Raw genomic sequence first — 24,588 nt, forward strand, 5'->3', positions numbered from 1 at the left:
GATCGTTTCGGTCATGGATGAACTGGAGTTCATGCGTGGCCGGGTGTACGGGGCGGACCACGACGACGCGGCCCCGAGGCGCGGACGCGTCTACGTGGAACTGGTGGGCGGACCACTGGACGGGCTGCTCCTGGACGTCACCGACCGACCCGACGAGGAGGCGCGCGCGGGCGTGGCCCTGCCGACGGAGATAGGCCGCCACGGACCCGGCGGCCGATCCCTCTACGCCCCCCGGGAGGCCGACGGACGCCGGTTCGACTGGCGCGGTGACATCCCATGAGGCCGGGGGAGTGGGAGAGCACGCGTGCCGGGGACGACGACAGCGAGGCGACGCCGCCGACGCCACGGTCAGGCCCCCCTGCGTCCCCGGACCCGATCTCGGCCGACGCACCGGCGGCCATCCACCGCCCACTGCTCACCCAGTCCTGGCTCGACCTCACCTTCCTGCACTGAGCGGCGGACCCCGCCGTCATCGCAGGTCTGCTGCCGCCGGGGACCCGCCCCGACACCCTGGGCGAGGTCACATACGTCGGTCTCGTCGCCTTCCGCATGCACCGCGTCGGCTGGTTCCGCCTCCCTGGTGTCCCGTACCTGGGGACGTTCCCCGAGACCAACGTCCGTCTGTACTCGGTCGACGCCCACGGGCGGCGCGGTGTGGTCTTCCGCTCGCTCGACGCCTCGAGGCTCGTGCCGGTGGTGGTGGGCAGGATCGGCTTCGGGATGCCGTACGTCTGGTCCCGGATGGCCGTCCGAAGCCACCGCGACACGGTCACCTACACCAGCTCCCGGCGCTGGCCCGGCCCACGCGGTGCTGACAGCCGTATCACCGTGCGCATCGGCGAACGGATCGACGAGGCGACGGAGCTGGAGCACTTCCTGACCGCCCGCTGGGGCCTGCACAGCACCTTTCTCGGCCGGTCGCTGTACCTGCCCAACGCTCACCCCCGCTGGCCCCTGCACCGGGCCGAGCTGGTCGACTGCGAGGAGGACCTGGTGGCCGCGGCAGGGATGCCCATGCCGCTGGGCGAGCCGGTGAGCGTCCTGTACTCACCGGGCGTACCGGTCCGCTTCGACCGCCCGGCCCGCCCGGCCGGCATCCCCACCCCCTGACGCGCGAGGTCAGTGGGCGCGGCTGAGCGGGTGGCTGAACCCCTGGTCGGAGATGAGCGCGGCGGCCTCCGTGAGGTCGGCGGCGAAGCGCTCCACCGCCTCGTACGGGAAGCGCTGACTGGGTCCGCTCACGGAGAGGGAGGCGACGACCGAGCCCGAGCGGCCGAGGACCGGCGCGGCCACCGCCGTCAGCCCCTCGTCCCACTCGCTGCTGCTGACCGCGTAACCCCGCTGGGCGGCGTCCTGGGCACGGGCGCGGAGCTGATCGAGGTACGACTCGCCGTGCGGCGAGGACGCCGCGACCCGGCGCAGCAGGGTCTCGGAGGCGTCACGCAGCAGGACCTTGGACGAGGCTCCCGCCCACAGGGGCTGCTCGTCACCGACGTCGACGACGTGACGCAGCGGGTGCGGGCTCTCCTCGTGGGCCACACAGACACGCTTGACGTCACGGGCGATGAAGATGTTCACCGTCTCGCCGAGCCGGTTGGAGAGGTCGCGCATGACCTTGCGGGTCTCGCGCGGCACCTCCCACTGGCTGCGCGCCAGATAGGCCCAGCGCCACAGACCGGGGCCCGCCGTGTAGCCGGCCGGATGCGACCACAGCAGCCCGCTCTCCTCCAGGGTCTGGACCAGACGCAGCACCGTCGTCTTGGCCAGCCCGGTGGTGTCGGTGATCTCGCGCAGGGTGATGACGGGACGGTCCTCGCTCAGCAGGCCGAGGATGTCCAGAGCGCGCCGCACGCTGCGTACACCCGTGCCCGGCTGTTCTCGCCCCGCCTCGTCCTGTGCGTCCCTGTCGTCCACGCGGAACCCTCCCCGTACCGTCTCGGCATCGAGCCGGTCGTCACCGAACCGCACCCGCTCCGACTCGAACGGGCCGAACGGCTCGGCGCCACCCCCGACGACGGGCGAACCGGCTTCACCTACGTCTTCGAGACCTCGGGCCACGCACCGGCCCTGCGCCCGGCCGTGGACCGCGCCGCTCCCGGCGCCACCGTGGTTCTCATCGGCCTCAACCCCGACCCGCTGCCGCTCACCACCGACGACGTGGTCCGCCGCCAGCTGACGCTCCGCGGGTCGATGATCTACGACCATCCCGGCGACTTCACCACCGCGATCGCCGAACTGCCGCAGGTCCTCCCCGGAGCCGTCGTCGAGGCCGGCTTCCCGCTCGAGCGGGCCCAGGAGGCGTTCACCGGCGCGGCGGAACGCGCCGGGAAGACCTGGATCCGCATCGGCCGGGTATAGCGGACGGCGTCCCGGCCGGAGGAGCGTGGCGCTGCCTCCGTCAGCCGATGCAGAGCACGAGCACGCATATCTCGCCCGACGGCGAAGTCGCGCTCGGCGAGGTCCCCGACTGCGACGTTCCCGAGCTGGTGCCAGTGCCAGTGCCAGTGCCAGTGCCGGTGCTGCTGCCGCTGCTGCTCGTACCGCTGTCGCTGCCGCCGTTGGCGTTGCCGGTGGGGGCGGGCGCCGGCGTGGACGCCGTGCCGGAGTCGTCGGAGGCCGACCCGCTCGAAGTCGACCCGCTCGAAGTCGACCCACCGGAAGTCGACCCGCTTGAAGTCGACCCGCCGACGCTCCGGGAAGCGGTCTGCGGCTGCGGTGCCGGCTTGGCGGCCGAACGCGGCTGTTCGGCGGAGTCCGGCTGAACGTTCGACGGCGTGTTCCCGGCCGGGGCGGCGGCCCGCTGACGGGGCACCGCGGGCGCGGGTGGAGTGGGGGAGGAGCGGTGTGCGTCGGGGTGTGCCGCTGTCGGGAGGCTGGTGCCCTGCGGCGACTGGTCCTCCTCGCCCGGACCCGCGATGTCGGGCGCGCTGGCCGCCTCGGCCTGGTTCGAGGAGTGCCGGTCCATCGTGCCCAGCGTCAGGCCCCCTCCGACGAGGGCGACCGCGGTCGCGACCACGGCCCGGCGCTGGTTCTTCTTCCATCGGGCCCGCTGGCGACGCCGAGCCGCCCGACCCTCCGCCACCGGCGATACCGCCGCGAGACCGCCGGACTGCTCGGGGTACGGGGTCTCGTCCGTGCCCGTGTTGTGAAGGCCGCCGTCCTCGTCCTCGTGAAGTCCACCGCCCGGCCAGGTCTCGGAGCCGGGCGACCACGCTGCCGTGGTGCATACGGTGGCCGGGCCAGGGACGGTGTGACCGTCCTCGGTGGTCGGGGCGATGTCCGGGGCGTAGGCACCACACCCGGGGCACACCAGGGCGCCGTTGAGGTGCCGACGGCACGACGAGCAGTAGTCCATCTGCGGTCTTCCTGAGTTGACAAGCCGCCGGCCCGCCAAGGAGGCGGCCCCGTCACGTTCGTACACGGAGTGGAGCAGCCAGCAACGCTAACGACGGTTTCGGAACGGGGTGTGCAGTCTCGGTGAGACTCATGGGGGGATTCTTTGAGACGTGTGTGCGGGACGTTTCGATGGCCGACGTGTGTGGTGGAGCCGTGTCGGGTCACTCGGTGCCTGTCAGACGGCCGGGCCGAAGACCGATCGCCCGGCCGGCCGCAGGCCACGAGGGGACGAACGATGCGCACGCTGGAAACCCGGGACAGGCAGCACACACAGGGCACGCGCGCCGACCTGCTCGGCATCTACCTCAACGACCACCTGGCGGGAGCGACCGCCGGTGTGGACCGCTCCCGGTATCTGGCCGAGGCCGAGCAGGACACGGCTTTCGGAGCCGCTCTGGGCCCGCTCGCCGACGAGATCGCCGAGGACCGGGCGACACTGCTGGAGATCATGCGACGGCTCGACGTCCCGGTACGCCGGTACAAGGTCGTCGCCAGCCATCTGGCCGAGAAGGCGGGCAGGCTGAAGGCCAACGGCCGCCTCCTGCAGCGCTCCCCGCTCACCTCACTGGTCGAGCTTGAGCTGCTGCGTACGGGCGTGACGGGCAAGACAGCCGTGTGGGAGGCGCTGCGCCGCCTCGCCGACGAGGACGAGCGTCTGGACGCCGGGCAGCTGGACACCCTGCTGGAACGCGCCCACCGTCAGTTGGCCACCCTCGAACGGCTGCACGCGCAACAGACCACGCGCACGTTCGACCGGACCACCGATGAGCCGCACGGCCAGGACTGACGCTGTCGGCCTCGGACGCTTCACCGTGGTCCGACACCTCTTGCCCGGGTAGCTCGCTTCGCTCATGGCCGGTTGCGGGACTTCTGGATGCCGCCGTCCGCCGTCAGGATCGTCGTGATCTCACACCTGATCGCACCAGTGTTCGCACAAGTGATCCGGCTGTGATTCTTCAGCGATCCGACAAGGAAGCTCCTGTGACCACGACCCGCACCTCCCGAAGAGCCGCCCTCCTCGTTTCGGGCACCGTCCTGCTCACTGCCCTGGCCACGTCGCCCGCCCAGGCGGCGGACCTGCCGGTGGTGACGGCCGCCCGTGAGACCGCCGCACTCCACGACGACGTGGCCAGCGGCAACGCCGACGCCGACGACCCCGCGATCTGGCGCAACGCCGCCGACCCCGGACGCAGTCTCGTCGTCGCCACCGCCAAGGAGGGCGGTCTGCGGGTCTACGACCTCGACGCCCGCCTGGTGCAGTCGTTACCCGCCCCGAGGCCGCCGGCCGAGGACGATGCCCCGGGCCGCTTCAACAACGTCGACCTCGTCTCAGGCCTGCGCACACCCTCAGGCCCGGCCGACGTGGCGGTCGTCAGCGACCGCGGCAACGACCGCCTCCGCGTCTACCGGATCGACCCCTCCCGCCCCGGCGGCCCCCTGACCGACATCAGCGACCCGGCCGCGGCCCCGGTCTTCTCCGCCGACCAGGCCGAGATGAACGGCCAGCGCACCCGTACGGCCTGGCCACCTGGAAGGACCGGGCCACCGGCCGCGGCTACGCCCTGGTCAGCCGGCGCGAACGCACCCGCCTCGCCCTGCTCGAACTCCTCCCCACCGCCCGCGGCACGGTCGGCTACCGCACCGTCCGCACCCTCGACCTGCCCTCCGCCTTCCGCCTGCCCGACGGCACGGCCTGGAGCCCCTGCGCCGAGCCCGGCGAACACCCGCAGGTCGAGGGCATGACCGTCGACCCCGCCACCGGCACCCTCTACGCCGGTCAGGAGGACGTCGGCATCTGGCGCCTGCGCGCCGACCTCACCGGCAGGCCGGTCCTCGTGGACAGGGTCAAGGAGTACGGCGTCCCCGGCACCTACGACGAGGGGACCGAGGAGTGCACGCCGGGCGACGACCCCGGCTACGGCGGCAGGCATCTCACGGCCGACGTCGAGGGCTTGACCATCCTCCAGGAACCCGACGGCGACGGTCTGCTGCTCGCCTCCAGCCAGGGCGACAACACCTTCGCCCGCTACGACCGTGCAGTGCGCGAGGCCAACGAGTACGAGGGCGGCTTCCGCGTCGGCGCCGCGTCGGACACGCTGGACGGCGTCGAGGAGTGCGACGGGGCCGCCGTACTGAACGCTCCACTGGGCGCCCGCTACCCGCGCGGCCTGCTCGTCGTCCAGGACGGCCGGGACACCCCCGACGTGCCCGGCGAAGACGGCGGCCCCCGCACCGCGACCGGCTTCAAGTTCGTCGACCTCGGTCGGGTGCTGGACGCCACCGACGCGTGAAGTGTCGGTCCCGGGCGCGGGATGAACCTCTGTCAGTCGCGCGGCGTGGGATACAGCGGCCGCACGCGGGCCCAGTAGCACCGCACATGGTCCTCGGCCTGCCGCAGCACCGGTTCCATCGGGACGGCGGCGGCCGACTCCTGTTCGTCCTGCCGCCGGGGAGCGCCGGTGTTGCGGGTGGCGGCCCAGCGCAGCAGTAACACCAGGCCGGTGGACACGCCGGCGGTCAGGGCGGACAGGGAGTCAGGAGAAGACACGGTCGCAGACACCTCGGACAGCAGTGAAGGACGCCGGTCTCGCCAGGAGCGGCGCCGACCGGACGGCGGAAGGCTTCGGCACCAGGTCAGTCGAGCAGCGTGATACGGGCGGTGACGCGCTTGCCGACGGGCTCGCGCTGGACCTCGTATCCCGCGCAGACGGCCATCACGATCTCCAGGCCGTGCTGCCCCACCCGTCCGGGATCCGCCGCCCGCGCCATGGGCAGCGCGGGTTCGCTGTCCCAGACGACCACCTCGACCGCGTCGCCGGTGATCCGCAGCTCCAGCAGCACCGGCCCCGGCGCGTACTTTCTGGCGTTGGTGACCAGCTCGCTGACCACGAGCCGGGTGGTGTCCATCGCCCGGGCGGTCACCGGCACGCCGTACTCGCCCTGCGCCCGGGCGAGGAAGTCGGCCGCGCGGTGACGCGCCTCCGCGATGCAGGAGGAATCGTCTTCGAGAGCAACAGTGGTGTGAACACGACCACGCTGCGGCGCCATACGGCCTCCGCCACTGATCACCGATTGCATACAGTCCGCCCTACGTTCATGCACACGCCCGCGTGTACCCCCTGGCCCGCCGCGCACTCCTGTGTCGTACTCGAAAGGAGGCGGTCTCCCCTCGAAGGATCTCCAGGGGTAACCTGTCCCGGTCCGTGGCCGCCCCTGACCGACGCCTTTGGGGATACCGTGGCAGAAACCCAGGAACCAGCCGTCCCGCAGCGGCTGTCGATCGCTCATTCCGTGGTCGACGGCATCGATGTCGTCACACCGCACGGCGAGATCGACCACACGACCAGAGTCAGCTTCCACCAGGCCCTGCTCCCGCCCGAGGGCGCGGGCACCGCGCGGCTGGTGGTCGACCTCAGCGGAGTCACCTTCATGGACTCCACCGGCGTCAACACCCTGATCGCCGCCCACCAGGCCGCCCAGGCCGCCGAGGGATGGCTGCGCCTGGCCGGGCCCCGCAACCCGGTGCTGCGCATCCTGCAACTGGTGGGGGTCGACGCCGTCATTCCCTGCTACCCGGACCTTCAGCAGGCCCTGAAGAACTGACAGCGCCACGTACCGCGCCCCCTACCCGTTCCTGGCCCGCCCGCGTCGGCGTCGCGGCCGCTGAGACGTGGGGCACCCCGCCGTGTGACGGACGCGGCGGGGTGCACGACACTGTGCTCCGAGACCGCATGTCGCGACCGGCCGGCACCGTGCCCGCGGGCGATGAACCAGGAGGGACCATCATGATCATCTTTGGCACCAGGGGATACCTGTACCAGCTCGCGATACTCACGCTGCTGTGCGGCCACTGCGGCAATCCCGCTGCGCACACCCTCAGGAAGCGCGTCACGAAGTTCACCCTCTTCTTCGTGCCGCTGTTCCCCGTCTCCACAAAGTACGCGACGCAGTGCACCTTCTGCGGCGCGGAGCAGAAGGTGACCAAGGAGCAGGCGGACCAGCTGCTGGCGCAGGCCGCGAACCCCCACGGCGGTCAGCAGTACGGGCAGCCCCAGCAGCAGCCCTACCAGTCCTGAGGAGGCCGGGGCCGGTCCCGCCCGACGGATCGGGACGCCGGTCCCATGCGCCCGGGACACCGGGCGCGCCATGGTTGCCCCGCACAACGGCACCTTCGGCCCGCAAGCGGCCAGGGAGGGCCGCGGGTGGGCCTCGGGAGGCATCGCCACCGCCCTCGGCGGCCTCGCCGTGTTCGTCACGGCAGGGCCGCTGTGACCGTACGAGGACTCCGACATCCTCGACCTGGTGGTCAGGGGCTTGGACAACCTGACGATCTCCGGCGCCTCGTCCTCAGCCCATGACGATCCGCAACCACCTGTCCGACATCCTCGCCGAACTCCAGACGGCCACCAGGGCGGAGGCCATCGTCCGAGCCCGTCAGACAGGTCTGGGCGACACATGAGGGCCAGACCCCGTTGCCGGTTCAGCGCTTGCTGAACTGCGCCCGGCCGGCCTGGTCGACGTTCGGCCGGACGGCGATGCCCGTGTCGGTCAGCGTCTGGCCGTAGATGTCGGTGACGCGGATGTCGGAGCCGCAGCCGGCTCCGTTCTCCGAGACGAAGTAGTTGTACTCGTAGCGCGGCAGTTGGCGCCACGTCGAGCCGGTGCGGACCTCCAGGGTGGCGACCGGGTTGCGGTGGTTGCGGACCTGGATACCGCACCACCATTGCGAGGAACCCTCCTTGTAGCGATACGCGACGGGCCCGCCGATGTCCGGGCTCACCAGCTTCCAGGTGATCGGCACCCGCCCCGCCACCGGGTCGGCGATACGGGCGAAGGCACGCTCCCCGAGGTCGATGTCCCCGGGCCTGCACTCGGGGCAGCGGTCGACGATCTTCACGGTGATCTCGCCCCGGGGCCCCGTGACTTGGAGGTACGCCCCGCACATCCGCGCGTTCTCGTAGTCGGCGTGGTTCAGCGCCGCGATGCCGATGTCGGTGGTGGCGTCGTAGAGGCAGTTCCCCACGCCGGTCGCGCCGTAGAAGGTGCCCTCCCCGGAGTAGGTGGTGCCCGGCTGGACGCCGGCGTACGCCGGTGCGGTGGTCGCGCACAACAAGGCCGTGGCGCCGACGAGGAGAGCGAGGGGTCTGCCGCGCATGGGGATGCCTTTCGAGGACGGTGGGGACGCGCTCGAGCGGTGTGATCCTGGCAGCGTTGAAAGATCAATTGAAAGTGCAATTACAGCCACGGAAACACCGACACGTCACACTCAGCCCCTACGGTGTGCGGCATGAGCGACATCACCGACTACTGGACCGCGCCGCCCGATCGCATGGTGCACGGCGGGATGGGCCAATGCGACATCACGGTCCTCCAGCCCCCCTTCGACGTGGACGTCCACAACCTGCCGGCCAACGCCCCAGCCCGAGCGCGCGAGTTCGCCCGGACCTTCGGCACGGTCGAGGAGGTCTACGAGGACCTGGGCGTCAGGGCCGCGAACGAGGTGCCGTATCCCGCTGAGCGGACGGATCTCGACGTGATCCTGGCCGGTGCATGGGGGAACGTGCTGGGAATCAGTGACCCGGCACTGGCCGACAGCGGCGACGACACGCCGCTGCTGTACGAGGTGGGCCGGCTGCGGGAGCGGTATCCGGACGCGCGGATCGTCGGCCGGGTGGATTTCGACCGCGGCGAGTCCCACACCGAGGACATCGTGTGGCTCCCGGACGGCGCCATGTTCCATGCCTCCGGCTGGCCCGGAATCGGCCCTTGCGAACTGACCGGCGACCCGCACGCGGTGGCCGCCGCACTCGGCATCACGGACCGGACACTGCAGGACATCGACGTCGACCTGGACGCCGACCCCGAAGAAGTCGAGTGGGCCCCCTTCGTCTCCCTGGCCCTCGGGTCGGCCGATCCATGGCCCTGGTCCCAGCCCGAGGTGAGCGTCTTCCGGGTCCGGCACACGCAGACCCACACCCGCCGCATGGAGAGGCTGTTCATCCCGGGCGACTGACAACTTCCCCTCAATCTGCACAAGTTGACGCACCAACACAGCCTTATCTCCTTCTTATCCGTCGGCGTGGCGGTCTAGGGTGAGTGCGGGCGGCGCTCACGTCACGGGGGCCTCATGCGCCGCCCCATCACCCCTCAACGCCCCCACGACGAGGGAAGACAGAGCATCTTGAACAGATCGCTGCACATACCGAAGCGGTGGCGGCTGGTAGCCCGCTTCGCGGCCGCACTGGGTCTGGCCGGGGCAGTAACCCTCACCGGACTGCCGGGCATCCCGGTCGACGACGCGTCCGCCGTCCCCACCTCGGCCAAGCTCAGGCCGGGGACCGGAAAGCGGTGCGACACGAAGCACCTCGGCAAGACCTACGACAGGACTCCGGTCAACTCTGGCTTCCCCACCAGCCCGGGGGCCAACTTCGACAAGTGGAACGGCGACCCGAAGAACTTCAACTACCCGCTCCCGGGCAAGGCGTTCGACGCACTGAAGGCGCCGACCGCGGCGGAGAAGACGAAGGCGCTGTCCAAGGACCCGGATCCGGAGAAGAACGTCGACGCCTGGGAGGCCCAGGCCAAGGCGTCGGGGAACCCCGCCGACAAGACGATGGAGATCTACGCACGCTACCTGTCCAAGCAGCGTTCGCAGAGCTTCGAGCGCTGGTTCGACAAGATCTACATCCGCAACGAGATCAACCTCAACAAGGGCTCCTCCTTCGAGGGTCGGCTCGTCAAGGACTTCCAGCTCGTCGGTCCTGACTGGCTGTGCGAGGTCTACGTCGACATCTTCGACGAGAACGGCAAGCGGATCGGGTGGCGCAAGTACGACGCGTACAACCAGCGCACCAAGGAATTCAACGAGTTCAAGTCCAACAGCACGCTGACCAACAAGCAGCTCGCCCAGGACCGGATCGTCGCGAAATCCCTGTCCGACCACACCTTCCGCTACACCGGCGCGAAGAACTTCACCAAGGGCCAGCGCGACAAGATCGACGCGTTCAACCGCGAGGTCGAGCGGATGCGGCCGGGCAAGACGAACCAGGTCCGCGGCTTCCAGCGCCAGTACAACGCCATCCCGCAGACCAAGCCGATCCGTGGCTACTCCCGCTACGACACCTGGTTCGCGCCCGGCTGCCAGGGCGGACCGGCCGGACAGGCACCGCTGGCGGCCGCGAGCAACTGCGGCACCCGCGGACCCCTCAACGACCGTGTCAACGGGTCGGGCCGCACCCTGAACGAGGCCAAGCAGATCCAGGCCGAGGCCCGCCGGCTCGACACCCGCGGCACGCTCCCGCGCGGCGGCCCGGGCGGCGTCGACTTCACCACCCTCGAACTGCGCTACGTCGGCGGCCTCGCCAAGGGCAAGGGCATGCAGTACTCCATGAAGGCCGACCAGATGCCCGACCCGGACGAGAACCCGGGCTACGGCGGCCAGGCGAAGATGCAGCTCGCCTCCGACGCGCTGTTCACCTGGCTGGCGCTGACGCCGGAGAAGTTCTGGGTCAACCTGAACCCGGACGAGCCCGACCGCGTCATGGACTCCAAGTTCGCCTCCACCGACGCCGGCCGGGTCCTGCTGGAAGCCGACCTCCAGATGAAGCACGACTTCTACCAGGCCATGGACCCCAAGACCGACCTCGGCAAGCGCTATTGGGCGGCCCTGCCCAAGCACAACGGCTACCCCTGCATGCCCGGCCTGCGGAACTGGATCGAGCCCAAGCCCGCCAAGGTGCGTGAACAGGACGGCGGCATCTACATCCTGGACGCCCCGCTCGCGCTGAAGTCGACCGCGCAGAAGACCGTCACCCAGGGCCCGGGCGAGCCGATCTGCGACCCGAACGAGGAGGAGATCAAGGCCGCGCAGCGGGTCGTCGACTCGATGATCGTGCCCGAGGTCGAGAAGACCATCAACACGGCCCCGCAGTACGCCGACCTGCGCCGCGTCTACACCTCCCGCGTCGCCGCGGAGTGGATCCGGCAGCAGGACGCGAAGAAGGCGACCGACTTCCGGTCGATCATCGACAGCAACGACGTGAAGCGGTGGCCGCTGCGCGCCCCCAACCAGAACTGGGACAAGAACGAACTCTTCAAGCGGTACCGGAAGATCTACACCGAGGGCGAGTTCACCTACCAGATCGACACCGACCACGGCGTCCAGGTGTACATCGTCGGCGGCGTCGACTTCTCCAAGCAGCCCAAGCGGAACATCAGCCGCGTGGAGTTCACCCTCGACAACCGCACCCTGGACACGACCACCCAGACGTCCATGAAGTCGGACGACACCTCCTACCGGGACACCGACACCCTCTACCTCGGAGGTGACTCCTCCGGCGACACCAGCGGAGGCGGGGGCGGCACCGAGCCGACCCCCACGCCGACGTCCCCGGCGCCGACCGATCAGCCCACCCACAGCGCGACCCCGACACCCCAGCCGTCGGCCACTCACTCCGGCGGTAACACGCCGGTACCCACCGCGACCCCGGAAGACCCTGACGGGGACCTCGCCCACACCGGCTCCGACACCCCTGTCGGCCTGATCACGGGCGTCGCCGCCGCCGTGGTCGTCGCCGGCGCGGGCCTGGTGTGGTGGATGCGCCGCCGCCGCTCCGCCATCGAGTAACCCCAGCGGACACCGACGCCACGGCCCAGGGCCCCACCCTCATCCGAGGGCGGGGCCCTCACGCGTCAGCCCGCCTTCTTCACCTCGACGGAAAGGTCGTTGTCCGCGGTGTAACAGGGCCGCACGCCGACCCCGTTCACCGTCGTCGTCGGATAGACGAACACCTCCTGGCGGCCCGCCACGTCGTCGAGCAGACGGGCGACCCGCACGAGAGGTGCCTGTGCGGCGGGCCGTACGAACACGTCCCACACGCCGTGTCCGCCCGCCAGTTCCCCGTGATCAACCGTGAAGGAGAAGCTCCGGCCATCCTCCTCGACCCGCGGCTCCACCTCCCGTACAAGACCGTCGCCACTCCGAAGACGCAGGCACACCGCGGCTCCCGCCTCCAGCGAGGCACCGTGCAGGCGCGCGCCGACCGTCGTCGACCGGTCCGTGATGGTGACGCCGTCCACCTCGGCGTGGGCGGGGCGCAGCCAGGACCGCACCGCGAGGTAACCGTCGGCCGTGGCGTACGGCACCCGGACGGCCAGCGGCGCCTCCCAGTCCCGACGGTGCCCGTCGACGAGGGCCCGCAGGTCCCGCAGCCCCGGACGCAACCGCTGCCGTTCGGCCTCCGGCTCCCGCACCAAGTAGACGTCCCAGCGGCCCTCGACGAGAACGGTGTTCGGATCCAGGACGGCCTGACGGCCACCGTCGTCGGCCGGCTCCAGGTCGAGGACGTGGACAACCTTCTCGGGTTGCCCCTTCTTCGGCCGCAGCCGCAGCAACAACTGCCGTCCCTCGGCCGACTTCGACACCAGGTCGAAGACGATCCGACCCCCCGTCTCGACCACGCACCCCACGCGCGGCTGCACCGCCTGCTCCGCGCTCACCGCTGCCCCTTCCGCACCAAGCGCCGCGCGTTGCCCGCAGCGGCGAACGCCGCGTCCCGGGCGGCGAAACCCTGGCTGACCAGCACACGGTGCACACCGGTGCGATCCTGTACGACGGCCCGCCCCGCCCTTCTCGCCACGACCGCTTCGGACAGCAGACGCTCGGCCTGCTCGACCACCGGGCCGGGCGCGAACCGACGCGCGTTCTCCAGGGCCGCCCCGCGCATCCGACGGCGCCGCTCGTCGTCCCGGACCAGTTCCAGCAGGGCCGCGCCGAACGCGTCTGGGTCACCCACGGGCACCAGCCGCCCGTCGACCCCGTCCTTGATGATCTCACCGGGCCCGTAGGGACAGTCGGTGCTCACCACCGGCAGCCCGCAGCGCATCGCCTCGACGATCGTCATGCCGAACGGCTCGAAGTTGGAGGCGGCCGCACCGATCGAGCCCTTGACCCACTCCGCCTCCATGGGCGTCGCCGCACCCATCAGGAAGACGTTGTTCCACAGCTTGAGGTCCCCTATCAGCTTCCGCAGCCGGTCGCGTTCCTCGCCCTTGCCGTAGATGCGCAGCTGCCAGTCCGGATGTTCGGCCGCGACCGCGGCGAAGGCCTCTATGAGCAGGTCGTAGCGCTTCACCGGTACCAGCCGGCCCGCCGCGACGACCACCTTCGCGCTGCCGTCCGCGGCCGGCAGCACCGGATCCGGCACACTGTTCGGAAGGGCCTCCACCCGTACGCCGGGCAGCAGCATCTTGCGCCGGTAGGCGGCTGCGTCCGCCTCGGTCACCGTGGTGAGCACGTCGAGCCGGCGGTAGGCCCGGCGCAGCACGGTGCGCAGCCGTGGCGGATGGTTGTCGAGGGTCAGGTGCTCCTGCCCGATACGCACGACGTGCGGCGGAGCCTGGAGCGCGAGGTGCACGTTGAGACCCGGCCGGGTACCGATCACCACGTCGGCGTCGGTCGCGGCGATCCACTCGCCGATCCGCTGGTCCGTCAATTCGCTGTACTGCCGGTACCGGTACTCCGCGGAAGGGAACACCTTCGCCGGTCTGAGGTGTAAGGCGTGTTCCTTGTCCTGTCTGAGGTCCACCAGCGGCCGCAGTGACACCCGAGGGTCCAGCGTCAGGTTCGGGTGCTCCCGGTGCCGCAGGACGGACACGACCTCCACCTCGTGCCGCTCGGCCAGTGCGTGGGCCAAGTTGAAGGTGGTGGTGATGGTGCCTCCAATCCCGTACGCGTTATGAATAAGGAAAGAAATCTTCATGGCGGTTTAGACGTCGTCAAGTTCCCTACAGTTGTGGTTCGTTACCACTTCGTAGCGATCTCCGACGCCGGCCGCGCACCGACAGGCTGCGCACCGACACGGTGTGTACGAGCCACCCCACCGCCGCTCCGACCACGTACCAGAAGAGGTCGGGCGGGTTGAAGGTGGACCCCAGCACGAGCCGGGCGACGGCACTGCGCCGGGACAGCTCCGCCGGCACGTCACTCAGCTGCAGGAACTCCACCCCCCAGCTCAAGACCAAGGCGCTCACGGCGGCCACCCGTGGCGTGACCCGCGGCGCCACCACAACGACCAGTGCGACCAGCAGCAAGGTGTACAACGCGTCCCCGCCGTACTTGGCCACACTCCCGGTCGCCACACTCCGCAGGGCGAGGCCGGCCCCGACGACCACGACCGCGGCCCCGCCCGCCGCGAGACGGGTCCGTACTGGATCGGCGGCGGCACGCTCACGAACTGCGAAGACGATAGGCACAGTCGCATACTGCCGCACTTCCACCACGGTGCGCCGACCTTCCCGCGACACCGTGGCGGACCCACGGGCGAAGGCCCGCCGGCCCGGCTCGCAGCCAGTGCGGCTCCAGGTGACTATGGAGGGACAGGCCGGCCAGGACGAACCAGGTGAGGTCGGGCAGGGCAGCACGGACCAGAACGGGACTGGTCCTGGCGCGGTCGGCACCGGAGGCCCCCCGTGCCACAGACCTGACGCGCCCCGCAGGCCCGACAGCCGACCTACGGATCGTGGGCGCCGGCCCGACCGGTCTGAGCGTGGCCGCCGAACTGCGCCGGCACGGCGTGCGCCACCGACTCGTTGACCGACCGCCGACCCGCATGCCGTACGCACCGCGCCGGGTCACACCGCGGCCGGGTATGCCTCGCGCGTGCCGGGGAAAGGGTGACGGGGTCGGTGACGGCGTCCGGGTTGCCCGGAGCACAGGGAGGTACGGCATGGCGGGAGGACCATGAACATGCCGGAGATGGACGTTTTCACGGGCCGGCTGAATCCGGACATGTGCCTGGTGACGGCCAGGGCGGGTGCCGAGCGGGCGGGCTGCCTCGTCGGGTTCGCTTCGCAGTGTTCCATGCGCCCGTTCCGCTTCGTGGTGTGGCTGTCGAAGGTGAACCGCACGTTCGCGGTGGCGTGTGCGGCCGACTTCCTCACGGTCCACGTGCTGACGCCCCGGCAGTTCGGCCTCGCTGCTCTGTTCGGTGGCGTCAGCGGCGACCAGGTGGACAAGTTCGCGCGTACCGGCTGGAGAGAGGAACACGGCGGGGCAGTCGTCCTGGACGAGGCGGCCGCGTGGTTCGTCGGCAGGGTGGTGCAACGGACCGACGCGGGCGACCACGTGGGCTTCATCCTGGACCCGGTGCAGTGCGGCGAGCGGGAGCAGGGCGGCGGGGGAGCGCTCCTGCGTCTGTCCGACGCCCTCACCATCGACCCTGGCCACCCGGTGGACTGACGGACCGGGAACGCGGCGCGTTCAGCGGATGCGGTGTTCCTGCCAGAACCGGGTGAGGTCCTTGCTCGTGGCGTTCTGGGCGGCCCTCTTGAAGTCGGCGGTGGTGGAGACGCCGTACCAGTGGTCGCGGGCGTACCGCTTGAGCAGGCGAGCCATGGCGGGGGTACCGATGGTGGTTTCGAGACGGGCGAGGGCGCAGGGGCCGGCGGTGTAGATGAGGTGGTATTCACCGCGGTGCCGGGTCCAGTACGCCATGGAGTTGGTGAGTGCCGCGTGGGGATCGGACCAGTCGTCGGGCGACCAGCAGTCCTCCATGTCCCAGCGGTAGAAACGGGCGTTGGCGTACTGGGCGAAGCTCTCGTCCAGCCAGGGCGCCCCGTACTGATCGTTCCCGACGATGCCGTACCACCACTGATGGGCGATCTCATGGACGACGGCACTGCCTTCGTCGGTGGTACCGAGGAGGACCAGTCCGGGGTACTCCATGCCGCCGCCGAAGTTCCTGGTCATGACGAGGTCGATCTCACCGTACGGGTAGCGGCCGTAGTCGTCGCTGAACCGGTCGATGGCGGCGGCCGCGTCGGCGCGGGTGAGGCGCACGCCCGCGGCGGACGTGTCGGGAGCCCAGTACGCCTTCACCCGCACGCCACGCGGTGTGGTGTCGACAGCGGTGCGGAAGGGACCCGCGGCCCAGGCGAAATCGCGCACGTGGCGAGCGATGCTGTGGGTGAGGGTCCGCCCCGCACGGCCGGGCCCGGTCCACGTGCGGCCGGTCGCGGGAACGACGAGGGCGCTGGGGTGATCCAGCCGCACCCGGAAGTCACTGCTCAGGGAGTAGAAGCTTTCGCCGGGCGACGCGTACGGATCGAGGTGCCAGCCCTTCGCGTCATGGACGGCGAGGACGGGCAACGCGTTGCCCAGGAAGCGAAAGGCGCCCTCGCGACCGAAGCGGGCGTTGCGCGTGGGCACGGTGAGCGACACGTCGAAGGAAATGGTGGCGCGCTCTCCACGCGCGAGTGGCGCAGCCAGGGCGATACGCAGCGCCGTGCAGCCCACGCTGAGAGACCCAGGGCGCCCGCCGCGCACCTGGGAGACGGTGACCGGCGCCGGCGCGGCAGATGTCCCGCAGCCGTCCTCGCCATTGCCCCACAGCCGCAGATACACCTCACGCAATGGCCGGGGCGAGGCGTTCCGCAACGAGACCCGCTGCCGCCCCTTCCAGTGCGAGCCGTCGGCATCGGCGCGCAGCGAGACGTCGTACCTCAGCGCGTCGGGCGTCGCGGCGTCCGAAGGCGGCGCCGCGCCGGCGGTGGAAGCCCCTGAGACCACGGCAAGCGCGAGAAGGCCAACAAGCGACCTACGCACGACCTTTGACCACCCTGCAGGTAACGACGGCATAGCTACGGATCCTCTCACACCCCCTACGCCTCGCCCCCCGCGTGCGCAGGCTCTCCAGACAGTCGGCGATGCCGTCGGCGTGGCGTACTTGATGCAGCTGGATTGTGGTCGCAGCCTGCCTTGGGTCATCACCGCTCGCCTGGGTATACGGGGCAGCATGTCAGAGGTGGTTGAGGCAGGCGGTTGGGGATTGGTGGCAGGCTCCGCCCTGGTGCTGGGAGCAGTGCTCGGCTACGGGCTGCGCGTGCCGCAGAAGGTGATCGCCTTGGTGATGGCCTTCGGCGCGGGCGTGCTCTTGTCGGCCGTCTCCTTCGAGCTGATCGGCGAATCGTATGAACAGGCAGGGCTGGGTCCGGCAGCCGTGGGAACACTGGCCGGGGCGGCGGCCTACACGGTAGGCAACCTGTGGCTGGCGCGCCGCGGAGCCCGTCATCGCAAGCGATCCGGCCACCACTCCGGGCAGGCCCAGCCGTCCGAGGAGGAGCAAAACGGTTCGGGCCTGGCACTGGCGCTGGGCGCGCTGCTCGACGGGATTCCCGAGTCGGCGGTGATCGGCGTGAGCCTGCTCAACGGCGGCGCCGTCAGCGCTGTCACCGTGGCAGCGGTGTTCATCAGCAACATCCCCGAAGGCCTGTCCAGTTCGGCCGGGATGAAGAAGGCCGGACGCGGCAAGGGTTACGTCTTCGGCGTATGGGGAGCCATAGCCGCCGCGAGCACTGTCTCCGCGGTCCTCGGCTATGCCGTGGTCGGGGGCTTTTCGGCGGCCGTGATCGCCGCGGTCACGGCGGTGGCCGCCGGCGCGATCCTGGCCATGATCGCCGACACGATGATCCCCGAGGCGTTTCAGGAGGCCCACCTGGCGATCGGGCTGGTCACAGTCAGCGGCTTCCTGGTCTCCTTCGCGCTGTCCCACGCCTGACGCAATGATGGTGTCCGCCGTCGAGGCGACGGAGGGACTGTTTCTCGCCTCGTGGTGTCCGACGGACGGGCCTCGGCGGACAGCCACTGTCATAGGTTCTGGCTCCTCGGGCATCGTCGGGTCCAGATGGGATGCCGGCGAGGTGCATCGCTCCACGGGGTTGCTCTGCTTGTATGCCTCAACATCAAAGCCGGGCGGGCAACCTCCGGCACGACCAGGCCGCAGGCGGTGACCGACCTGGTCAGCGGGCTGCGGAATCACGGCACGGAAGCCCCGCCGACGCAGATGCCCACGGATCGCGCGGGAAGAGTGAGCGCGGTCCGCCAGGACAGCGGCACTGCCGAGACAAGGGACCACGCAGAGGGGACGGGGAACATGGCCCCGCGTGTGAGATGGCTGGTGGGGCAGCCGGGGCCCGCTTCTTGGCGCCTTTCTGCGCCGACCGCCGTGCGCAGACACGCCAGCTCGGACATGCTCATAGCAGGCAAAAAGTACTTTCCGTATGTCCCTGTTGGAGGCGTCCTTGAAGACAGCCCTGGGCACAGCCCTGGCCACTCTGCTGTCTGCCGGTGCGGTGTCGGTCACAGCACCGGTCGTGTCCGCGGATGAGCCATTGCGGTATGTCGCGCTCGGCGATTCCTTCGCGGCCGCACCGCTGGTGCCGCCCGTGGACCCGGCCGACCCCATGTGCCTGCGCTCCTTGTCCGGCTATCCGCACATGGCGGCCAAGACCCTCGGCGCGAGCCTCACCGACGTCAGCTGCTCCGCCGCCACCGTCGACCATCTGAGCACTCCTCAGCACCCGGGGACCGCACCCCAGTACGACGCACTCACGCCGGACACCGATATCGTCAGCATCACCATCGGCGGTAACGACACCAGCCTCTTCAGCGAAGCCCTGCGCTGCGTCAACCTCCTGCCCCAGCCGCACGGCACCAGCTGCGCGGAAGAGAACACCGCCGACGGCACCGACAAGGTCAAGGCCCGCATCGACGCCTGGGCCCCAGCCTTCACCTCCGTCCTGCACGAGATTGCTCGCCGGGCGCCCCATGCCGAGGTCTTCGCCGTCGGTTACGGCAACTACCTCCGCGACGACGGCTGCTATCCCGACCAGCCCTTCTGGAAGCAGGACGCCAACTACGTCCAAAGCGCGGTCAACCACCTCAGCGCCGTACTGAAGCAGGCGGCCGAAGAGCGCGGCGCCGCCTTTGTCGACACCTACACCCTGAGTACCGGGCACGATATCTGCGCCGCCCCGGCCGACCGCTACATCGAGGGCATCGTCCCCACGCGTGCAGCCGCGCCTCTGCACCCCAACGCGGCGGGGGCGCGAGCCATCGGAGATGCCCTCGCCGCGGCGGTCCGCGCTACGTCCGCAGAATGAGGATGGTCGTGATCCTTAAAGCCCGGCGTCGACGACGCGACAGTCGTCCCCGGGAGAACACCGCAAGTGCGAAGTCACTCACTGGGCGCTGCTGACGGAATGAGGCGGACGCACGCTGCGCACGCGCTGTCATAGTGGGAGCGGTGCGCAGGCGGAGGGCTTCTGCAACAGCGGGCGAAGAGCGGCGGTACTCAGGAGCGGACCTGTCCGCGGCGATGGCGCCACAGCATCCGTACCGACCGTCGCGCCGGCCCGGTCACGCGCGGGTCGCGGTCGAGGGCCATCAGCTGGATGCGCATCGCGCAGGTCCTCGAACGCCACCGCCGGGGCCGCGTCCGCCACGCCGCTGTTCATGGCGTCCGCAGTCGATGATGCTCCGTGTGGCCGGCAGCGGCACTGCCGCACCCCGGCTGGGTGGCCTGTCGGGCGTCGGCGCCAAAACCGGTACCGCGGAGGAGGGCGACCACACCAACGGCTGGCTGACCGCGTACAACTCCCGCATCGCCGTCGCGGCCCTGGACCAGCCCGCCGCACGGCCGCTTATCCGCCTGTTCGGGAGGACTCGAACTGCACTCAGCGTGCTCCGGAGGGCGTCTGATCCTGCCCAGGATGCCGTGGTCGCGTCCAAGTGAGTGGGTGGCAGACGGGCCTTGCGTGAGTGTCAGATCCATCATGCCTGTTCGGAGGTGGTTTCGGTAGGACGCAGCGCACGTCCGTTCGACCTTGTGGCAGCTGTAGTCGCGCGCCAGACTCATCGTCATCCACTCACCGGCCAGCGTGTCGGCAGCCGTTCTCGGCTGTCGGCGCGTTAGCCGTGCTGTCTCGCCGTGTGACATGCACCGGCCGGGGGTGGCGCGACGAAGGGGGATCGATGGATCAGGACATGGTGGTGCTGGCGAGGGTCAGGCTGCTCAGTGCCAACCGGCGGGTGGTGCGCGGTGCCGAGGGGCTGTGGATCTACCGCCTTCTGACTCAGGTGGAGCCGGAGGTCTACGGGTCGAAGCTGGCGTACGTCCTGGTGGAGGCAAGCGCATCGCCCCTGGTGCGGGAATTGCCTGAGCGGCGGTTGGCCCTGTTGGACGAGGCCGTGGAGTTGACGAGGGCCCTCGGTTCATCGAACCCCTACCGGGCGAAGATGCTGGCGAGGGCCCTGGCCGCCAGGCAGCGGGAACTGGAGGGGCGCACGGCGGAGCCGCTCGCGTCCGATGGGCGGGAGCATCGGGCGGCCGCCCTTCAGGAAGTGCCGCAAGGACGCGCATGACTCTTACGGGTGTCGGGCGTTGCCTTTCCGGACGGTGAAGAAGGGGAGGGTCCGGTCCCGCTGACCGGACGGAGCGGCGCCTGATTGCCCGGATGTACAGCTCGGAGCGTGGGTCCCGACCATGGTCGGGACCCACGCTGCGGGGCGCGTCCTGCCACCGTCGGAGATGTGAGGCGGCGGTCAGAGTGCCGTGGCGCGCCCGTTCTGTCTGCTCCACGGGGTGTCTGATGTCGTTGAGGGTGACGTCGGTGAGGTGGTGGCGCGGGTTCCCGTGTCTTTGGCGCTGGACCGACTGGTGGGACGAGGCAGACGTCGCACCCACGGGCTACTTGCTGTCGACCCTCCGTATGACGACCTTGCCGCCAAGGCAGGTGACCGCGGCCGGCGTGCAGCACACCGCCCGGCGCGGCTCTCCACCAGATGCTGATTCCGCTGGCACAGCCCGGCACATCGTCGAACCCGCCACTACGACTTGATCCACTTCCGAACTCCGCCGATGAGTTTTGGGCTGTCGTGCGGTCTACCCGTCGACGAAAGGAGCGCACCATGCGCGAGATCATTGTTTGCACGTTCCTGACGCTGGACGGCGTCATGCAGGCGCCGGGCGGTCCGGACGAGGACGCTGAGAGCGGCTTTGAGTACGGCGGCTGGCAGAAACCGGTGTCCGACGACGAGGTCGGCTCGGCCATCGCCGGTTGGTACGAGCACTCCGACGCGATGCTGCTCGGCCGCAAGACGTACGAGATCTTCGCGTCGTACTGGCCGACCGCCGATCCCGGAAACCCGTTCACCGATCGGATGAACAGCATGCACAAGTACGTGGCGTCTCGGACCCTGCATTCCGTCCAGTGGCAGAACTCCACGCTGCTGGAGGGCGACATCGTCGATGCCGTACGCAAGCTGAAGGTGTCCGACGGCGGCAACATCAACGTCGTCGGCAGCGGCGACCTGGCCCAGACTCTCATGCGGCACGGCCTCGTCGACGAGTATCGGCTGACCATTCACCCCGTGATCATCGGCACTGGCAAGCGGCTGTTCGCCGACGGAGCGATCCCCACTGCGCTGGAGCCGGTCACCGTCTCGACGACGAAGAGTGGCACGATCGTCGGCGTCTACCGGCCGAACGGTAGGCCCAGCTACGACAGCTACTAGCTATCTGCGCGGCCCGCTACTGGACGCGCGCCGGAAGTCGATGCAGCCGATGGCCGGCCGCCTCGGGGTGGATCACCAGCAGCTGCAGCAGTTCCTGACGACCTCGACCTGGCAGGTCGAAGCGGTTAGGGCACGGCTGGCCCGCCGGGCGGTGACAGTGGTGCGCCCGCAGGTGTGGGTGGTGGACGACACCAGCTTTCCCAGGACGGCGTGTCCTCGCCCTCGGTGGCCCGGCAGATTCCGGCACGCTGGGCAAGGTCGGCAACTGCCAGATCGGTGTGAGCGTCCATGCCGCCTCGGACACCGCGTCGTGTCCGCTGTCGTGGCGGCTGGCTGTGCACCGCAGCTGGGACGGACCTGATGCGGTGGGCCGGCGGGCCCGCTGCCGAACCTCTGAGGGCGGGCATCACCGGCCCAAGTGGCAGCTCGCGCTGGAGATGATCGACGAACTCGCCGCCCTGCGATCACGGCCGGCGGTGCTGGTCGCGGACACCGGCTACGGCGCGAATGCCGGCTTGCGTCATGCTCTGGAGGAACGGGGCCTGGCCTACGCGCTGCAAATCAAGGCCCGAAGCGGTGTGGGCAGGCCACGCACCCGGCCCCTGGCTGTCCTGGCCGACTGCGCGTACTCCTCCCGCGCCATTCGCAACTACCTCCGGCACCGGGGCATCCGCGCGGTCATCCCGCAGCCCTCCGACCAGATCGGCCACCGCCGCCGGCGGGGCCGCCGAGGCGGCCGCCCACCCGGCTTCGATGCCGAGGCTTACAAGCAGCGCAACACCGTCGAACGGTCCATCAACCGCCTCAAGCAGTGGCGAGGCCTGGCCACGCGAACAGACAAGCTCGCGATCGCCTACCAGGCCGCACTCCACTTCGCCGCCATCCTCATCTGGGCACGCCGATGACCGCGGAAAGAGCTAGACCCGTTCCAGCGGGCGGTGGGGGAGGGGCGGGGGCTCGACCCGGATGGCATCGTCGGGGCGGACGGTCCCTCCACGGCGGACCACAGCCATGACGCCACACTTGAAGATGAACTCGCCGGACAAGGGGTCCATGGCGAAGACCTCACCGAGCAGCCCCTTGCGGAAGTCGTTGATCTTCGAGCACGGGTTGCGCAGTCCTGTCACCTCGAGCACCGCCTGCTCCCCGAGATGGAGCAGAGCGCCGGTGGGCAGGCCCAACAGGTCCACCCCGCGCGTGGTGATGTTCTCGCCGAGCTGGCCCGCAGAGACCTTGAAGCCCTTGAGCGCGAGTTCGTCGAAGAGTTCCTCGTGCATCAGGTGGACCTGGCGCAGGTTGGGCAGGTCCGGTTCGTAGGTCATGCGGAACTGGTGGCGGATCGTCTCACCTGCGTGAACGTCTCCTTCCACGCCGAGCCCCGCGAGCAACGTGATGGAATCGCGATTGGGCTTGCTGAACGAGTACACCTCGTTACGGCTCACTGCGGCGACCTGACCAGGCATCACGCCCTCCACCTATTGTCGTTCTGCGGCCGGTCGATCATATAGGTGGTGCAACCAGCCTTGTGAGGGAGGCATGCAGTGAGCGGAACTCATCGGGCGGATGCGTCAGGTCCGGCACCCGACCGGCACCGTCCTGTCACTGAACACCAAGGAGACAGCTCATAGAACCGGCTGGGGCATAGAGGCCCTCGGCCGGGTGCGGCAGAGGGGCCCAGATGGCATCGGGGAGAGCGAACGATTACCTTCCCCACGCGGAGCATCGCGAGGCCAAAGCCCTGGGGGCGGCTTACCGGCCGAAGGCCAGGTGGGCATCGGGCAGGCGCCGTCACCGCATGCCAGCCCCGGCCCACACGGCGAAGGCGCTTGCAGCCGCCAGGGCGGTCAATGTGCGCAACGGCGGATCGGGCCGCCCAGTGCCAGTGCGGCGGCCCGTACGCTTGCGGCCAGAGGGGCACGAGCTCCGGACCCGGTCACCCACCGTCCCGCCGCCGAGCCCAGGGCTGCCGACCAGGCCCCGCCGGGTTCAGGGTGTGTAGACGCTGGGACGCGGCGGGGTGGGCATGTTGCCGCCTATGAAGAAGCTCGGGTGCGGCGGCTGGTTGTAGGCGGTGTTCTGCCAGGCGAGCGCGGTGCGGTACTGGGAATCGTGGAGCAGTGTGGGGATGCGCGTGTTGGTCTGGTGCGCAGTGCTGTAGATGCGCAGAGCGCGGTTGTCGCTGGTGCGCCAGACGACCTCCTCGCGCCAGTCGCCGAGGATGTCGCCGGACAGCGCCGGTGTCGCCTTGGTGCCGTTGTTGGACGAGACGCCGGAGCCGGTCAGCAGGCGGGTGTCGCCGGAGGTGCCGTACTTGTCGACACGGGTGCCGTCGAGGAGTTCGCGGACGGTGTCGCCGTCCCACCACGACAGGAAGTTGATGCTCGACGGCTCGCGGCCCACCAAGGCACCGGTCACCGAGCGCAGGGTCGTGTCGGAAGCCGACCATGCTTCCGCGCCCGCGCTGCCGGCGTAGATGTCGGCGGCGACGCCGCGGCCGTTGTCGGAACCGGAAGCCGTTCGCCACAGGATCTGGCCGGTGCGGGCGTCGGCCATCCAGGAACCGGGCTTGCTGGAGTCCTCGGAGACCTTGAAGTACTCCAGGCCCGCACGCGAGGGGTTGAGGTCCCCGAGGTGGCCCGCGTCGCCGTGGCCCATCCTCGTGGTCCACAGGCCGGAGCCGTTGTCGTCGACCGTCATCGCGCCGTAGACGATCTCGTCCTTGCCGTCGTTGTCGACGTCCGCGACGGAAAGGCTGTGGTTGCCCTGACCGTCGTAGCCCTTGCCGGAGTTGGCGGAGGAGTTGGTGTCGAAGGTCCAGCGGCGGGTGAAGGCACCGCCAC

Annotated in this window: 29 protein-coding genes and 4 pseudogenes; 21 read left to right on the forward strand and 12 right to left on the reverse strand. The window is 69.9% G+C overall.

The features are described 5' to 3' along the window. The first annotated feature begins 13 nt into the window (after window positions 1-13). Window positions 14-280 (forward strand): hypothetical protein, encoded by a 267-nt coding sequence (locus IG99_RS35615; protein ID WP_037681642.1) that lies wholly within the window; start codon window positions 14-16, stop codon window positions 278-280. Continuing rightward, window positions 277-1,110, forward strand: a pseudogene (locus IG99_RS35620) (YqjF family protein). The gene IG99_RS35615 and the pseudogene IG99_RS35620 overlap by 4 nt, the downstream one beginning before the upstream one ends. 9 nt (window positions 1,111-1,119) lie before the next feature. Here IG99_RS35620 and IG99_RS35625 read toward each other — a convergent pair. Continuing rightward, the gene (locus IG99_RS35625; RefSeq protein WP_037681685.1) at window positions 1,120-1,914 is read right to left on the reverse strand and encodes an IclR family transcriptional regulator; all 795 of its coding nucleotides are present in this window, start codon (window positions 1,912-1,914) and stop codon (window positions 1,120-1,122) included. Between the two features lie 27 nt (window positions 1,915-1,941). Here IG99_RS35625 and IG99_RS35630 point away from each other — a divergent pair, with 27 nt between their 5' ends. Both IG99_RS35630 and IG99_RS35635 read left to right on the forward strand, forming a co-directional pair. Then, on the forward strand, window positions 1,942-2,358 hold the full coding sequence (locus IG99_RS35630; protein WP_267882589.1) for a zinc-binding dehydrogenase: 417 nt from the start codon (window positions 1,942-1,944) through the stop codon (window positions 2,356-2,358). Between the two features lie 47 nt (window positions 2,359-2,405). Beyond that, a complete protein-coding gene (locus IG99_RS35635; RefSeq protein ID WP_037681645.1) occupies window positions 2,406-2,762 on the forward strand; it encodes a hypothetical protein in 357 nt (118 codons plus the stop codon). Window positions 2,763-2,977: 215 nt separating this feature from the next. On the opposite strand, the pseudogene IG99_RS52410 reads toward IG99_RS35635, so the two are convergent. Then, window positions 2,978-3,355 (reverse strand): annotated as a pseudogene (locus IG99_RS52410) (SCO2400 family protein); the annotation flags it as partial. Window positions 3,356-3,631: 276 nt separating this feature from the next. Here IG99_RS52410 and IG99_RS35645 point away from each other — a divergent pair. Further along, on the forward strand, window positions 3,632-4,183 hold the full coding sequence (locus IG99_RS35645; RefSeq protein WP_051866278.1) for a hypothetical protein: 552 nt from the start codon (window positions 3,632-3,634) through the stop codon (window positions 4,181-4,183). A gap of 194 nt (window positions 4,184-4,377) precedes the next feature. Then, window positions 4,378-5,687 (forward strand): annotated as a pseudogene (locus IG99_RS35650) (phytase). A 32-nt stretch (window positions 5,688-5,719) separates the two neighbouring features. On the opposite strand, the gene IG99_RS35655 reads toward IG99_RS35650, so the two are convergent. Both IG99_RS35655 and IG99_RS35660 read right to left on the reverse strand, forming a co-directional pair. Further along, entirely contained in the window at window positions 5,720-5,944 is a 225-nt protein-coding gene (locus tag IG99_RS35655) for a hypothetical protein (RefSeq protein ID WP_037681650.1), read from the reverse strand. A gap of 86 nt (window positions 5,945-6,030) precedes the next feature. Beyond that, window positions 6,031-6,444: an ATP-binding protein gene (locus IG99_RS35660; protein WP_037681691.1), complete on the reverse strand. Its 414-nt coding sequence runs from the start codon at window positions 6,442-6,444 to the stop codon at window positions 6,031-6,033. 189 nt (window positions 6,445-6,633) lie between these two features. Between IG99_RS35660 and IG99_RS35665 the strand changes: the two genes are divergently transcribed. From IG99_RS35665 to IG99_RS51515, 4 genes are all read left to right on the forward strand, one after another. Continuing rightward, window positions 6,634-6,999: an STAS domain-containing protein gene (locus IG99_RS35665; protein ID WP_037681652.1), complete on the forward strand. Its 366-nt coding sequence runs from the start codon at window positions 6,634-6,636 to the stop codon at window positions 6,997-6,999. A 182-nt stretch (window positions 7,000-7,181) separates the two neighbouring features. Beyond that, window positions 7,182-7,472, forward strand: a complete 291-nt coding sequence (locus tag IG99_RS35670) for a zinc-ribbon domain-containing protein (RefSeq protein ID WP_037681653.1) — start codon at window positions 7,182-7,184, stop codon at window positions 7,470-7,472. Between the two features lie 70 nt (window positions 7,473-7,542). Next, the gene (locus IG99_RS51510) at window positions 7,543-7,668 is read left to right on the forward strand and encodes a hypothetical protein (protein WP_267882587.1); all 126 of its coding nucleotides are present in this window, start codon (window positions 7,543-7,545) and stop codon (window positions 7,666-7,668) included. 82 nt (window positions 7,669-7,750) lie between these two features. Further along, complete coding sequence (locus tag IG99_RS51515) at window positions 7,751-7,855, forward strand: response regulator transcription factor (RefSeq protein WP_199815676.1); 105 nt, start codon at window positions 7,751-7,753, stop codon at window positions 7,853-7,855. A gap of 21 nt (window positions 7,856-7,876) precedes the next feature. Here the strand turns inward: IG99_RS51515 and IG99_RS35675 are convergent, their stop codons facing one another. After that, window positions 7,877-8,551, reverse strand: coding sequence for an expansin EXLX1 family cellulose-binding protein (locus IG99_RS35675; RefSeq protein WP_051866281.1), 675 nt, complete (start codon window positions 8,549-8,551; stop codon window positions 7,877-7,879). A gap of 132 nt (window positions 8,552-8,683) precedes the next feature. On the opposite strand from IG99_RS35675, the gene IG99_RS35680 reads away from it, so the two are divergent. Beyond that, window positions 8,684-9,409 (forward strand): DUF6333 family protein, encoded by a 726-nt coding sequence (locus IG99_RS35680; protein ID WP_037681654.1) that lies wholly within the window; start codon window positions 8,684-8,686, stop codon window positions 9,407-9,409. A gap of 168 nt (window positions 9,410-9,577) precedes the next feature. Next, window positions 9,578-12,022 (forward strand): LAETG motif-containing sortase-dependent surface protein, encoded by a 2,445-nt coding sequence (locus tag IG99_RS35685; RefSeq protein ID WP_051866283.1) that lies wholly within the window; start codon window positions 9,578-9,580, stop codon window positions 12,020-12,022. 65 nt (window positions 12,023-12,087) lie between these two features. On the opposite strand, the gene IG99_RS35690 is transcribed toward IG99_RS35685, so the two are convergent. From IG99_RS35690 to IG99_RS35700, 3 genes are read right to left on the reverse strand one after another with little or no spacing between them, the layout of a single operon-like run. Beyond that, the gene (locus IG99_RS35690; protein WP_051866285.1) at window positions 12,088-12,894 is read right to left on the reverse strand and encodes a hypothetical protein; all 807 of its coding nucleotides are present in this window, start codon (window positions 12,892-12,894) and stop codon (window positions 12,088-12,090) included. Further along, entirely contained in the window at window positions 12,891-14,156 is a 1,266-nt protein-coding gene (locus IG99_RS35695; protein ID WP_037681655.1) for a glycosyltransferase family 4 protein, read from the reverse strand. Before IG99_RS35695 ends, IG99_RS35690 begins: the two co-directional genes overlap by 4 nt. A gap of 25 nt (window positions 14,157-14,181) precedes the next feature. Beyond that, window positions 14,182-14,649: a ribosomal maturation YjgA family protein gene (locus IG99_RS35700; RefSeq protein ID WP_063768372.1), complete on the reverse strand. Its 468-nt coding sequence runs from the start codon at window positions 14,647-14,649 to the stop codon at window positions 14,182-14,184. 266 nt (window positions 14,650-14,915) lie between these two features. Here IG99_RS35700 and IG99_RS52135 point away from each other — a divergent pair, with 266 nt between their 5' ends. Both IG99_RS52135 and IG99_RS35705 read left to right on the forward strand, forming a co-directional pair. Beyond that, window positions 14,916-15,140, forward strand: a complete 225-nt coding sequence (locus tag IG99_RS52135) for an FAD-dependent monooxygenase (RefSeq protein ID WP_394298061.1) — start codon at window positions 14,916-14,918, stop codon at window positions 15,138-15,140. Window positions 15,141-15,142: 2 nt separating this feature from the next. After that, window positions 15,143-15,634 (forward strand): flavin reductase family protein, encoded by a 492-nt coding sequence (locus IG99_RS35705; protein ID WP_051866291.1) that lies wholly within the window; start codon window positions 15,143-15,145, stop codon window positions 15,632-15,634. Between the two features lie 21 nt (window positions 15,635-15,655). Here the strand turns inward: IG99_RS35705 and IG99_RS35710 are convergent, their stop codons facing one another. After that, window positions 15,656-17,032, reverse strand: a complete 1,377-nt coding sequence (locus IG99_RS35710; protein ID WP_037681658.1) for a M1 family metallopeptidase — start codon at window positions 17,030-17,032, stop codon at window positions 15,656-15,658. Between the two features lie 157 nt (window positions 17,033-17,189). Here IG99_RS35710 and IG99_RS35715 point away from each other — a divergent pair, with 157 nt between their 5' ends. After that, window positions 17,190-17,951 carry a ZIP family metal transporter gene (locus tag IG99_RS35715; protein ID WP_037681659.1) on the forward strand — a complete coding sequence of 254 codons (762 nt, stop codon included), beginning with the start codon at window positions 17,190-17,192 and terminating at the stop codon, window positions 17,949-17,951. Window positions 17,952-18,095: 144 nt separating this feature from the next. Here IG99_RS35715 and IG99_RS46505 read toward each other — a convergent pair. After that, window positions 18,096-18,335: pseudogene (locus IG99_RS46505) on the reverse strand (IS5/IS1182 family transposase); the annotation flags it as partial. Between the two features lie 139 nt (window positions 18,336-18,474). Here IG99_RS46505 and IG99_RS35720 point away from each other — a divergent pair. From IG99_RS35720 to IG99_RS52415, 6 genes are all read left to right on the forward strand, one after another. Beyond that, a complete protein-coding gene (locus IG99_RS35720) occupies window positions 18,475-19,335 on the forward strand; it encodes an SGNH/GDSL hydrolase family protein (protein WP_199815677.1) in 861 nt (286 codons plus the stop codon). A 380-nt stretch (window positions 19,336-19,715) separates the two neighbouring features. Further along, a complete protein-coding gene (locus IG99_RS35725) occupies window positions 19,716-19,967 on the forward strand; it encodes a hypothetical protein (protein WP_037681661.1) in 252 nt (83 codons plus the stop codon). Between the two features lie 239 nt (window positions 19,968-20,206). Next, window positions 20,207-20,596 (forward strand): hypothetical protein, encoded by a 390-nt coding sequence (locus tag IG99_RS35730; RefSeq protein ID WP_234312067.1) that lies wholly within the window; start codon window positions 20,207-20,209, stop codon window positions 20,594-20,596. Between the two features lie 546 nt (window positions 20,597-21,142). Then, window positions 21,143-21,748, forward strand: a complete 606-nt coding sequence (locus IG99_RS35735) for a dihydrofolate reductase family protein (RefSeq protein ID WP_037681663.1) — start codon at window positions 21,143-21,145, stop codon at window positions 21,746-21,748. A gap of 49 nt (window positions 21,749-21,797) precedes the next feature. After that, window positions 21,798-22,109, forward strand: coding sequence for a transposase (locus tag IG99_RS52140; protein WP_394298062.1), 312 nt, complete (start codon window positions 21,798-21,800; stop codon window positions 22,107-22,109). Beyond that, window positions 22,027-22,653, forward strand: coding sequence for a transposase (locus IG99_RS52415; protein ID WP_267882588.1), 627 nt, complete (start codon window positions 22,027-22,029; stop codon window positions 22,651-22,653). The genes IG99_RS52140 and IG99_RS52415 overlap by 83 nt, the downstream gene beginning before the upstream one ends. 12 nt (window positions 22,654-22,665) lie before the next feature. Here IG99_RS52415 and IG99_RS35745 read toward each other — a convergent pair whose 3' ends face one another. Then, window positions 22,666-23,211 carry an MOSC domain-containing protein gene (locus IG99_RS35745; RefSeq protein WP_037681709.1) on the reverse strand — a complete coding sequence of 182 codons (546 nt, stop codon included), beginning with the start codon at window positions 23,209-23,211 and terminating at the stop codon, window positions 22,666-22,668. A gap of 523 nt (window positions 23,212-23,734) precedes the next feature. Continuing rightward, window positions 23,735-24,588 (reverse strand): rhamnogalacturonan lyase family protein (locus IG99_RS35750; RefSeq protein ID WP_037681665.1); only part of this gene is annotated, 854 nt, incomplete at its 5' end.

This window comes from Streptomyces griseus subsp. griseus (genome assembly GCF_000720255.1).
Classification (GTDB): Bacteria; Actinomycetota; Actinomycetes; order Streptomycetales; family Streptomycetaceae; genus Streptomyces; species Streptomyces griseus_I.

Excerpts from the sequence above, each read along its gene's own strand:
- IG99_RS35615 (WP_037681642.1), top strand. The coding sequence starts at position 14 with ATGGATGAACTGGAGTTCATGCGTGGCCGGGTGTACGGGGCGGACCAC.
- IG99_RS35635 (WP_037681645.1), top strand. The coding sequence starts at position 2,406 with ATGCAGAGCACGAGCACGCATATCTCGCCCGACGGCGAAGTCGCGCTC.
- IG99_RS35645 (WP_051866278.1), top strand. The coding sequence starts at position 3,632 with ATGCGCACGCTGGAAACCCGGGACAGGCAGCACACACAGGGCACGCGC.
- IG99_RS35660 (WP_037681691.1), bottom strand. The coding sequence starts at position 6,444 with ATGGCGCCGCAGCGTGGTCGTGTTCACACCACTGTTGCTCTCGAAGAC.
- IG99_RS35670 (WP_037681653.1), top strand. The coding sequence starts at position 7,182 with ATGATCATCTTTGGCACCAGGGGATACCTGTACCAGCTCGCGATACTC.
- IG99_RS51510 (WP_267882587.1), top strand. The coding sequence starts at position 7,543 with ATGGTTGCCCCGCACAACGGCACCTTCGGCCCGCAAGCGGCCAGGGAG.
- IG99_RS51515 (WP_199815676.1), top strand. The coding sequence starts at position 7,751 with ATGACGATCCGCAACCACCTGTCCGACATCCTCGCCGAACTCCAGACG.
- IG99_RS35675 (WP_051866281.1), bottom strand. The coding sequence starts at position 8,551 with ATGCGCGGCAGACCCCTCGCTCTCCTCGTCGGCGCCACGGCCTTGTTG.
- IG99_RS35680 (WP_037681654.1), top strand. The coding sequence starts at position 8,684 with ATGAGCGACATCACCGACTACTGGACCGCGCCGCCCGATCGCATGGTG.
- IG99_RS35695 (WP_037681655.1), bottom strand. The coding sequence starts at position 14,156 with ATGAAGATTTCTTTCCTTATTCATAACGCGTACGGGATTGGAGGCACC.
- IG99_RS35705 (WP_051866291.1), top strand. The coding sequence starts at position 15,143 with ATGCCGGAGATGGACGTTTTCACGGGCCGGCTGAATCCGGACATGTGC.
- IG99_RS35710 (WP_037681658.1), bottom strand. The coding sequence starts at position 17,032 with ATGCCGTCGTTACCTGCAGGGTGGTCAAAGGTCGTGCGTAGGTCGCTT.
- IG99_RS35715 (WP_037681659.1), top strand. The coding sequence starts at position 17,190 with ATGTCAGAGGTGGTTGAGGCAGGCGGTTGGGGATTGGTGGCAGGCTCC.
- IG99_RS35730 (WP_234312067.1), top strand. The coding sequence starts at position 20,207 with ATGGATCAGGACATGGTGGTGCTGGCGAGGGTCAGGCTGCTCAGTGCC.
- IG99_RS35735 (WP_037681663.1), top strand. The coding sequence starts at position 21,143 with ATGCGCGAGATCATTGTTTGCACGTTCCTGACGCTGGACGGCGTCATG.
- IG99_RS52140 (WP_394298062.1), top strand. The coding sequence starts at position 21,798 with ATGGCCGGCCGCCTCGGGGTGGATCACCAGCAGCTGCAGCAGTTCCTG.
- IG99_RS35745 (WP_037681709.1), bottom strand. The coding sequence starts at position 23,211 with ATGCCTGGTCAGGTCGCCGCAGTGAGCCGTAACGAGGTGTACTCGTTC.